Genomic DNA, 11,731 nt, shown 5'->3' with positions numbered 1-11,731 from the left:
CATTAGATTTAGAGACTAAATATATGAACTAGTACAATTATGCTGTTATTCCCGCCACTCGTCAAAGGGGCCCTAACTTTGGACACCTCCGCCAGCACGCCGCAGCTGCTCCGCCGCACCAACCTGCGCTCTGTCCTTGACGTGCTGCGCGGCGTACCGTCGGCCACCGGGACGGATCTGATCGAAGCCACCGGCCTCACCCGGGCCACGGTAATTGCTGTGTGCGACGACCTGATCGCCCGCGGATGGGCGCGTGAAGCCCCCTCCCCGCGCACGGGCGGACAAAAGGGCCGCCCGGCCCGCCGGTTTGAGTTCAACGAGAGCGCCGGGTTCGTGCTGGGGCTCGACGTCGGCCTGGCCACCGTCCGGGTTATGGTCTCCAACCTCGCCGGGACCGTGGTTGGCGGTACCGAGTCCCGCTTCCCCCACCGCGGCGGTACGCCCGCAGACCGCCGCTCTGCGGTCATAGCGGCCGCACGGAAGGCACTCTCGGATGCCGCGGTCCAGGAGTCCAGCGTGCTGGGGGTCGCACTCGGAATCGCCGCGCAGGTGACGCCCGCAGGCGGCATCGCCCCCGGCCAGGAACTGGCACCAATGTTCGACCTTGGCCTCACCGAAGAGTTCAGCAAGGGCTTCGGCTGGCCCGTGCTCGTCGAAAACGATGCGAAGCTGGCGGCACTCGCCGAGCGCTGGCGCGGGGCAGGTGCCAATGAGAAAAACCTTGCAGTGATCCTCGCCGGCGAACGGCTGGGGACAGGTGTCATCGAATCCGGACGACTGGTCCACGGCGCGCGGGGCCGCGCCGGAACCATGGGAGGACTTGAACTGGTGGAGGGTGTGGGCAACCAGGACGGCATTGCCAAACTGGCCCGTCTTTGGGGCACCGCCGCGCTGGATGCGGGACACACCGGAATGATCCGGGAACTGGTGGGCACTCAGACCAACCGCGTTTCAGCACGCTACGTGTTCGAGGCAGCCGCAGCAGGAGACGGCACTGCCGCGGAGATCCTTGACCGGATTGCCCGGCGGATGGCCCGGGTTGTGGCACTCGTCTCCACCTTCTTTGACCCGCGCCTGATCGTGATTGGCGGTGCTGTAGCAGCTTCCGCCACCGCCCTGCTGCCGGTCATGACCGAAGAGCTGGCACACTATGTTCCGGATCCGCCCCGCCTTGCCGTCTCCGAGCTCGGCGAGATGCTGGTTGCCACCGGTGCCGTCCGGCTGGCACTCGACTACGTGGAGGCCCGCCTGCTTGATTTGCGCCCCGGCAGCGTGCCTGCCGTCTCACCCGAGGCGGAGAACCCGGCTTAGACTTGCGGTTCATGGTTCCCGGCACCGGAGGGTGGAATGAAGTCCATTACGCGGACCGAACTGCTGCGGCGGCGCCGACATAGCCACGGACTCCCCCTTTCCGCTTCTCCGTCAGGGGATCAGGCCGGTCCGGAAGCAGCAGGCACCAGGATGTTCGCCCTCCAGGGCCAGGACCTGCCAGGCGTCCTGTGGTCCCTGGGACTGCGCACGGACGCCACGCTGGCTCAGGTCAGGGAATCCTTCGACAATGCGGCATTGGTTCGCACCTGGCCCTTCCGGGGCACCCTGCACGTGATGCGTGCCGAAGATGTTCACTGGATCCTGGCTCTTACCTCCGAACGCACGCTGCGTTCGGCAGCCCGCCGCCGGGAAGAACTCGAACTGGACCCGAGAACCTTGGATCGGGCCAGGGAAACCGCCGTGGAATCCCTGTCCGGCGGAACGGCGCTGGGCAGGAAGGACCTGCTGGCACGGTTCGAGACCGCAGGCATCTCCACCGCAGGACAGCGCGGTTACCATCTGCTGTGGCACCTCGCCGTCGCCGGCACCACGGTTCTTGGACCGTTCAACGGCGCCGAGCAGCAGTTCGTCCTGCTCGATGAATGGATACCGCAGCGCAGGAACCTTGAAGGGGACGCCGCCCTGGCCGAGCTGGTCCACCGGTACCTGGCCGGCCGCTCACCCGCCACGATTGCTGACATGGCATGGTGGACCAAGCTGCCCGTCACCGCTGTCCGGCGCGGCATCGCGGCCTGCGGCCGGGAGGTGGAAGAGATCGAATACGACGGCGCCGTCCACTGGCAGCTGGCCGCGCCTGCCCCTGCAGCACAGACTGCACGGCTGGAATCCGCCGTCCTGCTTCCGGGATTCGATGAATACCTGCTCGGCTACAAGGACCGCAGCGCCGCACTTACCGCCGAACATGCGCCGTTGACGGTCCCGGGCAACAACGGGGTCTTCAAGCCCACCCTGATGCTGCACGGACGGGTAGCCGGGATTTGGTCGCGGAAGACCACCCGGAACGCCACGGCGGTTTCGGTCCAGCCGTTTTCGCCGGTCAGTACCCGCGACTGGAACGCCGTCGAACGCGCTGCGGACCGCTATGCCGCCTACCTGGGCACACCGGTGACAGTGAAGCGGGCCTGAAGGCTGCGGAAAGCCCTGTTGGGCCACGGCCCGCGCGGCTAGCGTGGATGGGACCAATCCACGGCAGGACTGACCGGAAGGTTACCGTCATGGGCACTGAGGAGATCAGCGGAAAGGCTGCCGTCATAACGGGCGCTTCTTCCGGAATCGGAGCGGCAACTGCGCGGACCCTGCATGCCGCAGGATTCAGCGTTGCCCTGCTCGCCCGCAGGAAGGACCGTTTGGACGCCCTGGCCGCTGAACTTGGGCCAGGCACCCTCGCCCTTGAAGCGGACGTTACCCGGCGGGATGATCTGCTCCTGGCTGCACAGCGGGTAGAAACCGAGCTCGGAGGAGCAGACGTGCTGGTCAACAACGCCGGAGTCATGCTTCTGGGCCCGTTTGGGCCCGAACACGACGCGGAGTATCAAACGATGGTCAACGTCAACCTCCTGGGGGCCATCACTGCGACGGAGGTTTTCCTGGATCAGCTGCGTGAGCGCAGCGGTGACCTGGTCAATATTTCATCCGTCGCGGGCCGGACTTCCCGGCCCGGTGACGCAGTCTATGCCGCCACCAAATGGGGCCTAATCGGATTCTCCGACTGTCTGCGCAAGGAACTCCTTCCGGACGTGCGCGTCACCGTCATCGAGCCCGGCGCGGTCGCTACGGAACTGCCAGGTCACATCACGGACCCGGAAACCAGGGCACAGACTGAAGCGTCCTACGCCGAAGTTTCGATTACCGCGGAGGACGTCGCAGCAGTGGTGGCCTTCGCGGTCGCACAGCCGCCGGGCGTCGGGCTCAATGAGGTCACGGTGCGGCCCCGAAAGCAGCTGCATTAGTCCAGTCTGGCCAGAAGGGCGTCAAGCACCTGGATCTGGCCTTTGACCAGTTTGGCCCGGGCTTCCTCTGCGGTGAACCAGCCGGCGCGGTCAACTTCCGGAAAGTCTCTAAGGTTACCGGAGCCGGCAGGCCATTCAAGAACAAAAGTGTTGCTGCGGATTTCCCGTCCGGGGAAATCCGCAGCAGCCGCAAAAACCGTAATCGACTTCGCTGAGGACTGCCGGAAGGTTCCCAGCAGTTCATACTCGCCCCCTGGCGCCGGCCAGCCCATCTCTTCGGCGAACTCGCGGAGGGCTGCGGTGAGCGGCGGCTCCGGAGCAGTGAATTCACCCTTGGGAACGGACCATGCGTGATCCTCTTTGCGCGCCCAGAAGGGGCCGCCCATATGTGCGATCCAAACCTCGACGGCGGCGCCGGCGGCTTCCTCCGGGGTGCGACGGTAGAGCAGGATTCCGGCACTGGTGCGCATGCAGTTGTGCTCCTTATTCGTTCGATCAGCCAGCCAGCCAGGGAACAGACAGGCCTGCTGGAGGACTTCGTGAACGTCTAAGCGGACACGTGCCTACCCCTCCAGCATGGCCACGGAACGGTTCCACAGGTCCAGCGCCAGCAGGTGGTCACCCGCCAGTTTGTTGGCCCGGGCCGGCTTGGACCGGACGAAGTACGTGCCGGTTGGGTAGTCAGCTCCTGGAGTGCCTTCGGCGAGGAACACCAGTGTCTTCGCCCCCTTCTCCGGACTCTGCAGGAACCGGCCAATGATCCCCTGGTAAACCGAGCGCATGGCGGATCCCTCGGCACTTGAGAAACTCGAACCAATGACTCCCGGATGGAAGGCTGTGGAGGTTGCCCCTGCAGCGCGGTAGCGGCGGTCGAACTCCTCGGTGAAGAGGATCTGCTCCAGTTTCGAATTCCCGTAGGCCTTCTGGGGGGTGTAGTCCTTTTCCTCTTCCAGGTCGGTGATGTCCAGTTTGGCGAACAGGCGGTTCGCGGCGCTGGAGGTGTTGATGACCGTTCCCTTTGATTCGAGCAGCCGGTTGGTCAGCAGCCGTGTCAGCAGGAACGGTGCAAGGTAATTCACCTGAAACGTCATCTCATGTCCGTCGACCGTAGTCTGGCGCTCCTTGCCGAAGATTGCTCCGGCGTTGTTCGCCAGGACATCAATTTCCGGATAGCGCTGAAGGAGGTCCGAGGCCAGGCTGCGGACCTGGCCCAGGTCCGTAAAGTCAGCGGTGAAGTACTCACTGCCGATTTCCTCCGCGACCGCCGCCGTTCTCTCCAGGGACCTCCCCACCGGAACGACGTGGTGCCCGTCTGCGGCGAGCCGCCGCGCGGCCGCTGCGCCCACGCCGTCGGACGCACCGGTTATCACAATGGTTTTGGGAGCCACTGGGGCCTGCTTTCCTCGAAATACCGGGACTGCCTCACCCTAGCGGCGCCCCGCCGGCAGGGAAAGTGGCCGGCCCGGGTTTCAGGAGCTCGGACGACGCCGCCAGTACGAAGCCACAAGCGCTCCGGAGACGTTGTGCCAGACCGAAAACACCGCCGCCGGCAGGGCTGCTTCGGGACTGAAGTATTCCCGCGCCAGGCCGGCAGCCAGCCCGGAGTTCTGCATGCCCACCTCCACTCCCATGGTGCGGCGGGAGGGCACCGGCAGCCGGAACAGCCGGCCGGCTCCGTAACCGAGGGCCAGGCCCAGGCCATTGTGCAGGACTACGGCCAGCAGGATCAGCCAGCCTGCGGTGAGGATCGCTGCAGCGCTTCCCGCCACTACCGCTACAACCACGAATGTGATCGCCAGGACCGAGATCCAGGGCAGCGCGGGGAGGACCCGGTCCACGGCCCGTGGTGCCACGGAGCGAATAACCAGTCCCAGGATGACGGGGATCAGCACGATCTGGACGATCGTGAGCGCCATGGAACCGGCGTCTACAGACATGTACCGCCCGGCAAGCCACAGGGCCAGCAACGGTGTGAACAGCGGAGCCAGCAGCGTTGACACCGAGGTCATGGCAACCGACAGCGCAACGTTTCCACGCGCCAGGTAGGCCACAACGTTCGACGCCGTGCCGCCGGGCGCACAGCCCACCAGAATGACCCCGGCAGCCAGTTCCGGAGGAAGCTGCAGGGCCCAGGCGATGCCCAGCCCCAGCAGCGGCATGATTAGAAACTGGGCGATGACGCCCAGCAGTACCGGTAGGGGCTGCCGTACCACCAGGGCGAAATCCGGCAGGGTCAGGGTCAGTCCCATGCCGAACATGATCACCATGAGCCCGGGGTTGATCAGCGGGCCAAGGCCGGAGAACGGCTCCGGAAACACCAGGGCGACCGCTCCTCCGGCAAGGATCAATAGCGGGAAGACAGTCACCGCTATCCGGGCGCTGCGTTCTTCAGCTGCCCGAACCGGCTGGGGAACGGAGGTACCGGGAGTCCTGGCCATGCCCCAAATGCTGGCACAGCCTGCCCTGCGGGAGCAGTCCGACGCGCCGCAGCTGGGCTTGATACACCGCTGCAGAGGAGGTGGATTCATGCAAGGATCAGCCGTATGTCCGATCGCCTAATGCTGCTCGACACCGCTTCGCTGTACTTCCGTGCCTTCTACGGGCTTCCGGACTCACTGCGCCGGCAGGACGGCACCCCGGTCAATGCGGTCCGCGGACTCGCGGATATGATTGCCCGGCTGGTGACCGAGTTCAAGCCGACCCACCTGATCGCGTGCTGGGACGAGAACTGGCGGCCGCAGTGGCGGGTTGACCTGCTGCCGACCTACAAGGAGCACCGCGTGGCCCGCGTGGTGGACGGCGGGAGCGACGTCGAAGAGGTACCGGACGCGCTTGAGGCACAGATCCCGATGATCCAGGAGGTCCTTTCCCTGGCGGGGATCGCCGTCGCCGGCGTTCCGGACCACGAAGCCGACGACGTGATTGGCAGCTATGCCGCCCAGGCCGGGATGCCGGTGGACGTGGTGACCGGGGACCGTGACCTGTTCCAGGTCATCGACGACAGCCGCGGCATCCGGGTCCTCTACACGGCGGGAGGCATGAAAAACCTCAAGGAAATGGACGACGCCGCCGTCGTTGCCAAATACCGGGTGCTTCCGGAACAGTACGCGGACTACGCGACCCTGCGGGGCGACAGCTCGGACGGTTTGCCCGGCGTGTCCGGCATCGGCGAGAAGACCGCCGCATCCCTGCTTGCCGAGTTCGGCACCCTTGATTCCCTGCTGGCGGCCGCCGGGGACAAGGGCAGCACCCTCTCGGCAAACATGCGGTCCAAACTCGACGCTGCCCGGGAATACCTCGAGGCCGCGCCCGCCGTGGTTCGGCTGGTGCGCGGCCTCGAGGTGCCGTCACTGAAGGATGCCAGGCTGCAGCCGGTCACCGGGGACCGGCGGGCCCGTCTTGAGACCCTGGCCGGGGACTGGAACCTGGGTGGTTCGGTCCGCCGGCTCCTGGCGTCCCTGGACTCAGCTGCCTGAGCCCGTGACCCGCAGTCCTGCGGGTCTCAGTACTGCGCGATCCTCAGCACTGTGCGGTCCTCAGTACTGTGCGGTCCTCAGTACTGTGCGGCTCTCAGTACTGCGCGATGAAGCGGCCGATCACGCCGCCGGCGCGCAGCTTGTCGATGGCATCCGGAATCTCTGCGTGCGTGATGATGTTCATCGGCGGGTTCAGCTTGCCGGACTTCATCAGCTCGTACAGGGCTTCGAGATCTTCCTTGGTCCCGGACTTTGAACCCTTGATGCTCAGCTGGTTAATGATGATCGGGTAGGTGTTGATAGTGGCCTCAAGACGGCCCATGCCTACCTGCACAAGCGTTCCAAACTCGGCCAGGGTTTCGATGGCCTGTGACGTGGTGGTGCCGAAACCGGCGTAGTCCACGATCAGGTCCAGTCCCTTGTCCTTGAACTCGGTGATGGACTCGGCAACGCCGGCCAGGCCGATCTCATCGGCGAGCTTGCGCGTCTCGGCGTTGATTTCCGCGCCGTAGACCTCTGCGCCGGAGAGTACTGCCACGCGGGCGCCGATGTAGCCGAGCCCGCCAAGCCCAATGACGCCAACCTTCATGCCGGCCTTGGCGCCGCCCACGGCCATGATCGCATGGTAAGCGGTGAGGCCTGCGTCGGTGGCCATGGCAGCGAGGTCGAACGGGACTTCGTCGGGGAGCTTCACCAGGTTGTCATCGGTGGCAACGAGCTTGGGCGCGAATCCACCGTCCCACTTGCCGTAGCCCAGCGCATCGCCGTCGCTCATGACCGGGGCCAGGCCCACACGGTCTCCGACCTTCCAGTGCTCCATGCCCGGGCCAACCTCGATGATCACACCGGCATTCTCGTGGCCCATCGTGCGCGGGAGTTCGAAGAACAGGGGCATCCATCCCGGATCGTCCAGGGCGGTGACATCGGAGTGGCAGACGCCTGCTGCCTTGACTTCGACGACCACCTGTCCCGGGCCTGCGTGGGGTTCGGGTACTTCATTGAGTTCCAGGGGCTTGTTTGTGCCGGTGAACTGCCATGCCTTCATGGGGCATCTCCTTTTCATTTGGCTCAGTGGAGGCCCTGGTCCAAGCGCCCTCCATATTTTCACCCTACGCCCGGCCCGCCCCGTAAAAAGGCCGTTTGGGATGTGAAGAACAGCACGTCAGGGCCAACTTTTGGGTGCGGACCGGGATATCCTGCCAGCAGAACCAATCACGCACGGACGGGGGTACAATGCACGATCAGCCCAGCACCCCGGCAACGGGTTCCCAGGCCCCTGCACATCTGTCCCAGCGCCGCGTACTTGCCGTCCTGGTGGCGGGGCAGATCCTGGGCGGAATAGGCATGGGAGCCACGCTTTCCCTCGGTGCGCTGCTGGCCGCAGCCCTGTCCGGCTCCCCGGCCTGGTCCGGAATGGCAGCGACCATGAGCACCCTGGGTGCAGCTGCGGCAGCGGTTCCGCTGGCCCGCCTTGCCCAGGCACGCGGACGCAGGGTGTCCCTCTCGGTTGGTGCACTGGTCTCAGCTGCCGGGGCGGTCACCGCAGTCTCCTCCGCCGTCGCCGGCATTTTCCCGATCCTCCTGGCGGGCCTGGCGCTGCTGGGAGCCGGAAGCGCCGTCAGCCTGCAGGCCCGCTTCGCGGCCGCCGACCTTTCAACCCCGGGCAGCCGCGGGCGGGACCTTTCAATAGTGCTGTGGTCAACAACCATAGGGGCAGTGCTGGGGCCGAACCTCTTCGGGCCCGGAGAAGTACTGGGAAGCTCGCTGGGCCTGCCGCCGCTAACCGGTGCGTTTGTCTTTTCGCTCGCCGCGCAGCTGGCAGCCGCCGCCGTTTACCTCACGGGGCTGCGGCCGGACCCGCTGCTGGAACTGAAGCGCCTGCGCGCCGCAGGTGCAGGGGATGCATCTCCGGCTTCGAAACGGTCGGGGTTCAGGATCCTGCGGACCAACGCGCAGGCGCGGTACGCGGTGGCAGTCATTGCCCTGAGCCATGCGGTGATGGTGGCGCTGATGTCGATGACCCCGGTGCACCTGAGCAGCCACGGCGCGTCGATCAGTCTCGTTGGGTTCACCATCAGCCTGCACATTGCCGGGATGTACGCGTTGTCTCCGGTCTTTGGCTGGCTTTCGGACCGCGCCGGACGCCACCGGGTGATCCTGTTGGGACAGGGGCTGCTGCTGGCGGCTTTGATCGTGGCCGGAACAGCTGCGGATTCCGGTGCAGCAGTGACGGTGAGCCTTGTTCTGCTGGGACTGGGGTGGTCTGCTTCGGTGGTTTCGGCGTCGGCACTCGTCTCCGAAGCGGTTGAGGTTCCGGAGCGGCCGGCGGTCCAGGGGGTATCCGATTTGGGGATGAACGCGGCCGGTGCGGCCGGAGGTGCACTGGCAGGTCCGGTGCTCACCGCTGTCGGCTACTCAGGACTGGGCTATGCAGCAGTGCTCCTGGTCGCAGTCATACTTGCGTGGACTGCTGCTGGTGCCCGAAGTGGGACTCGAACCCACACACCTTTCGATACTGCATTTTGAGTGCAGCGCGTCTGCCAATTCCGCCATTCGGGCAGGCCCTGTGACGTTGATCAAGCGGATTGATTCCCCGTGTTGGGCGCGAAACCACTCTACATGCAGATAGGCTGTTTTCGTGAACTACCGGCAGCCACCGGTAGTGCTGTCGTCTTTCCAAGGAGCATCTGTGTCTGAGTCATCCGAGTCCGTACCGTCCAATAGTCCCGCGCGGCGCGTCCTCGTTGCAGAGGATGAAACTCTCATCCGTCTGGACATCGTCGAGATCCTCACCGGTGAGGGCTATGACGTCGTCGGTGAGGCGGACAACGGCGAGAAGGCCGTGCAGATGGCCAACGAGCTCAAGCCCGACCTGGTGCTGATGGACGTCAAGATGCCGGTTATGGACGGCATCAGCGCAGCCGAGGCCATCGTGAAGGCCCGGATCGCCCCTGTGGTCCTGCTGACGGCGTTCAGCCAGAAGGAACTGGTGGAGCGTGCCCGCGAGGCCGGCGCCATGGCATACGTAGTCAAGCCGTTCACGCCCGCTGACCTGATCCCGGCCATCGAAATTGCGCTGTCCCGCCACGAGGAAATCAAGGCACTCGAAAACGAAGTAACGGACCTCAAGGAACAGTTCGCTACCCGCAAGCTGGTGGAGCGGGCCAAGTCCCTGCTGACCACCAAGATGGGGCTCACCGAGCCAGAGGCCTTCCGCTGGATCCAGAAGACCTCCATGGACCGCCGCCTGAGCATGCGCGAGGTTGCCGAGACCATCATCAACCAGGTCAACTAGCTCCTCCCAGACCCAATAGGAAGAACCCCCGTCCGGATCTCCGGACGGGGGTTCTTCCTATTACGGCAGGGGTCCTAGATGGACCGGGCCTTGCCCTTGTTGGCTTCCTTGACCGGCCACGGACCGACCTTCTCCTTCTCGCGGCGGCGGCCGTCACCGGACTGGCCGGTGTCGGCGGCATCGCCAACACGGTGGACCTTGATCAGGTTGGTGGAGCCGGCCTGTCCGGGAGGCGAACCGGCAGCGATGACCACCATTGCGTCCTCCTCGACAATGCCCTTTTCCAGCAGGGTCTGGTCAACCTGTTCCGTCATCTTGTCCGTGTGCTCCACGAACGGCACGAGCATGGGCTGGATACCCCAGAACAGGGACATGTAGTTCAGGGTCGACTCCACGGGGGTGAAGGCGAACACCGGCTTCTTGGGGCGCAGGCGGGAGAGCCGGCGGGCTGAGTCACCGGACTGCGTGAACGTGCAGATGCAGGCCGCGTCCAGCTGGTCGGCAATCTCCACGGCGGCACGCGTGATGGCTCCGCCTCGCGTGCGCGGCTTGCTGCCCAGCGGGGGAACCCGGTTCAGGCCGTGTTCCTCGGTGGATTCAATGATCCTGGCCATGGTCTTCACGGTGTCAATCGGGTACTTGCCGACGGACGTTTCACCGGAGAGCATGACTGCGTCTGCGCCGTCGAGTACCGCGTTGGCGCAGTCGGAGGCCTCGGCGCGGGTCGGCCGGGGGCTGTCGATCATGGATTCCAGGACCTGGGTGGCCACGATGACGGGCTTGGCCCAGCGGCGGGCCAGCTCAATGGCATTCTTCTGGACCAGGGGAACGTCTTCCAGCGGCAGTTCGACGCCGAGATCGCCGCGGGCGACCATGATCGCGTCGAATGCGTCGATGATTTCCTCGATCGCAGCGACTGCCTGCGGCTTCTCGATCTTGGCGATGACCGGGACGCGGCGTCCCTCTTCGTCCATAACCTCGTGCACCCGTGCCACGTCGACGGCGTTCCGGACGAAGGACAGCGCAACCATGTCCACTCCGCGGCGGATGGCCCACCGCAGGTCTGCCTCGTCCTTCTCGCTCATGGCCGGTACGTTCACAGCCACGCCGGGAAGGTTGATGCCCTTGTTGTTGGAAACCGGTCCGGGCACAGTCACTTCGGTGACGACCTTGGTGTCGTCTACGGCAGTGGCCCGCAGGCCCACCTTGCCGTCGTCAATGAGCAGGGTGTCCCCCACGTTCACGTCACCGGGAAGGCCCTTGTACGTGGTGGAGCAAATCTCTGCGGTGCCGGGAACGTCTTCAATGGTGATGGTGAAGACGTCACCGCGGTTCAGGTGATGCGGTCCGTCCACGAACCGTCCCAGGCGGATCTTGGGGCCCTGCAGGTCGGCGAAAATGCCAACGGGCTTGCCCAGCTCCGCGGACGCCCTACGCACGTTCTCATAGGTGTTGTTATGGACAGAATGGTCCCCGTGGCTCATGTTCATACGGGCGACATCCACCCCCGCACGCAGCACGGCTACGGTGTTTTCGTAACTGGCGATAGCGGGTCCGAAGGTTGCAACGATCTTTGCGCGTCTCATATGTCCTACCCTAGTCTTCCGTTGGCTTTTCCGCAGGCCGAAACGTGCTGTTCCGCCTGCGCCAAGGGCGCCGGACGGTGGTCCGGCGCCCTT

At 65.1% G+C, this 11,731-nt stretch carries 10 protein-coding genes, 1 tRNA gene and 1 pseudogene; 6 read left to right on the top strand and 6 right to left on the bottom strand.

Going from position 1 to position 11,731, the window contains the following annotated elements:
• Nucleotides 1–78: 78 nt before the first annotated feature.
• The 3 genes from FYJ28_RS01215 (at nucleotide 79) to FYJ28_RS01205 (ending at nucleotide 3,281) form a co-directional block, all read left to right on the top strand.
• The gene (locus FYJ28_RS01215) at nucleotides 79–1,311 is read left to right on the top strand and encodes an ROK family protein (protein WP_229780077.1); all 1,233 of its coding nucleotides are present in this window, start codon (nucleotides 79–81) and stop codon (nucleotides 1,309–1,311) included.
• 36 nt (nucleotides 1,312–1,347) lie between these two features.
• Nucleotides 1,348–2,457 carry a winged helix DNA-binding domain-containing protein gene (locus FYJ28_RS01210; protein ID WP_154577998.1) on the top strand — a complete coding sequence of 370 codons (1,110 nt, stop codon included), beginning with the start codon at nucleotides 1,348–1,350 and terminating at the stop codon, nucleotides 2,455–2,457.
• Between the two features lie 89 nt (nucleotides 2,458–2,546).
• On the top strand, nucleotides 2,547–3,281 hold the full coding sequence (locus tag FYJ28_RS01205; RefSeq protein ID WP_154577997.1) for an SDR family oxidoreductase: 735 nt from the start codon (nucleotides 2,547–2,549) through the stop codon (nucleotides 3,279–3,281).
• On the opposite strand, the gene FYJ28_RS01200 is transcribed toward FYJ28_RS01205, so the two are convergent.
• The 3 genes from FYJ28_RS01200 to FYJ28_RS01190 all read right to left on the bottom strand — a co-directional run bounded on the left by FYJ28_RS01200 (nucleotide 3,278) and on the right by FYJ28_RS01190 (nucleotide 5,719).
• The gene (locus FYJ28_RS01200) at nucleotides 3,278–3,751 is read right to left on the bottom strand and encodes an NUDIX domain-containing protein (RefSeq protein ID WP_154577996.1); all 474 of its coding nucleotides are present in this window, start codon (nucleotides 3,749–3,751) and stop codon (nucleotides 3,278–3,280) included. The two genes, FYJ28_RS01205 and FYJ28_RS01200, sit on opposite strands and share 4 nt — an antisense overlap.
• 93 nt (nucleotides 3,752–3,844) lie before the next feature.
• Nucleotides 3,845–4,669, bottom strand: coding sequence for an SDR family NAD(P)-dependent oxidoreductase (locus FYJ28_RS01195; RefSeq protein ID WP_326831422.1), 825 nt, complete (start codon nucleotides 4,667–4,669; stop codon nucleotides 3,845–3,847).
• Between the two features lie 81 nt (nucleotides 4,670–4,750).
• Nucleotides 4,751–5,719, bottom strand: coding sequence for a bile acid:sodium symporter family protein (locus FYJ28_RS01190; RefSeq protein WP_154577995.1), 969 nt, complete (start codon nucleotides 5,717–5,719; stop codon nucleotides 4,751–4,753).
• 105 nt (nucleotides 5,720–5,824) lie between these two features.
• On the opposite strand from FYJ28_RS01190, the gene FYJ28_RS01185 reads away from it, so the two are divergent.
• The gene (locus FYJ28_RS01185) at nucleotides 5,825–6,757 is read left to right on the top strand and encodes a 5'-3' exonuclease (RefSeq protein WP_055241420.1); all 933 of its coding nucleotides are present in this window, start codon (nucleotides 5,825–5,827) and stop codon (nucleotides 6,755–6,757) included.
• 94 nt (nucleotides 6,758–6,851) lie between these two features.
• Here the strand turns inward: FYJ28_RS01185 and FYJ28_RS01180 are convergent, their stop codons facing one another.
• Nucleotides 6,852–7,802, bottom strand: coding sequence for a zinc-binding dehydrogenase (locus FYJ28_RS01180; protein WP_154577994.1), 951 nt, complete (start codon nucleotides 7,800–7,802; stop codon nucleotides 6,852–6,854).
• Nucleotides 7,803–7,990: 188 nt separating this feature from the next.
• Between FYJ28_RS01180 and FYJ28_RS01175 the strand changes: the two are divergent.
• Nucleotides 7,991–9,160: pseudogene (locus FYJ28_RS01175) on the top strand (MFS transporter); the annotation flags it as partial.
• Nucleotides 9,161–9,231: 71 nt separating this feature from the next.
• Here the strand turns inward: FYJ28_RS01175 and FYJ28_RS01170 are convergent.
• A tRNA-Leu gene (locus FYJ28_RS01170) sits at nucleotides 9,232–9,316 on the bottom strand.
• 130 nt (nucleotides 9,317–9,446) lie between these two features.
• Here FYJ28_RS01170 and FYJ28_RS01165 point away from each other — a divergent pair.
• Nucleotides 9,447–10,052, top strand: a complete 606-nt coding sequence (locus tag FYJ28_RS01165; RefSeq protein ID WP_055241428.1) for an ANTAR domain-containing response regulator — start codon at nucleotides 9,447–9,449, stop codon at nucleotides 10,050–10,052.
• Between the two features lie 74 nt (nucleotides 10,053–10,126).
• Here the strand turns inward: FYJ28_RS01165 and pyk are convergent, their stop codons facing one another.
• On the bottom strand, nucleotides 10,127–11,638 hold the full coding sequence (gene pyk / locus FYJ28_RS01160; RefSeq protein ID WP_154577993.1) for a pyruvate kinase: 1,512 nt from the start codon (nucleotides 11,636–11,638) through the stop codon (nucleotides 10,127–10,129).
• Nucleotides 11,639–11,731 lie beyond the last annotated feature (93 nt).

It is taken from the genome of Arthrobacter sp. BL-252-APC-1A, assembly GCF_009696625.1.
In the GTDB taxonomy this organism is placed as follows: Bacteria; Actinomycetota; Actinomycetes; order Actinomycetales; family Micrococcaceae; genus Arthrobacter_B.
This window is presented reverse-complemented; position numbering and strand designations above follow the sequence as displayed.

Bases quoted from the DNA above. Each gene is read 5' to 3' on its own strand.
- FYJ28_RS01210 (WP_154577998.1), top strand. From the start codon at position 1,348: ATGAAGTCCATTACGCGGACCGAACTGCTGCGGCGGCGCCGACATAGC.
- FYJ28_RS01205 (WP_154577997.1), top strand. From the start codon at position 2,547: ATGGGCACTGAGGAGATCAGCGGAAAGGCTGCCGTCATAACGGGCGCT.
- FYJ28_RS01200 (WP_154577996.1), bottom strand. From the start codon at position 3,751: ATGCGCACCAGTGCCGGAATCCTGCTCTACCGTCGCACCCCGGAGGAA.
- FYJ28_RS01190 (WP_154577995.1), bottom strand. From the start codon at position 5,719: ATGGCCAGGACTCCCGGTACCTCCGTTCCCCAGCCGGTTCGGGCAGCT.
- FYJ28_RS01185 (WP_055241420.1), top strand. From the start codon at position 5,825: ATGTCCGATCGCCTAATGCTGCTCGACACCGCTTCGCTGTACTTCCGT.
- FYJ28_RS01180 (WP_154577994.1), bottom strand. From the start codon at position 7,802: ATGAAGGCATGGCAGTTCACCGGCACAAACAAGCCCCTGGAACTCAAT.
- pyk (WP_154577993.1), bottom strand. From the start codon at position 11,638: ATGAGACGCGCAAAGATCGTTGCAACCTTCGGACCCGCTATCGCCAGT.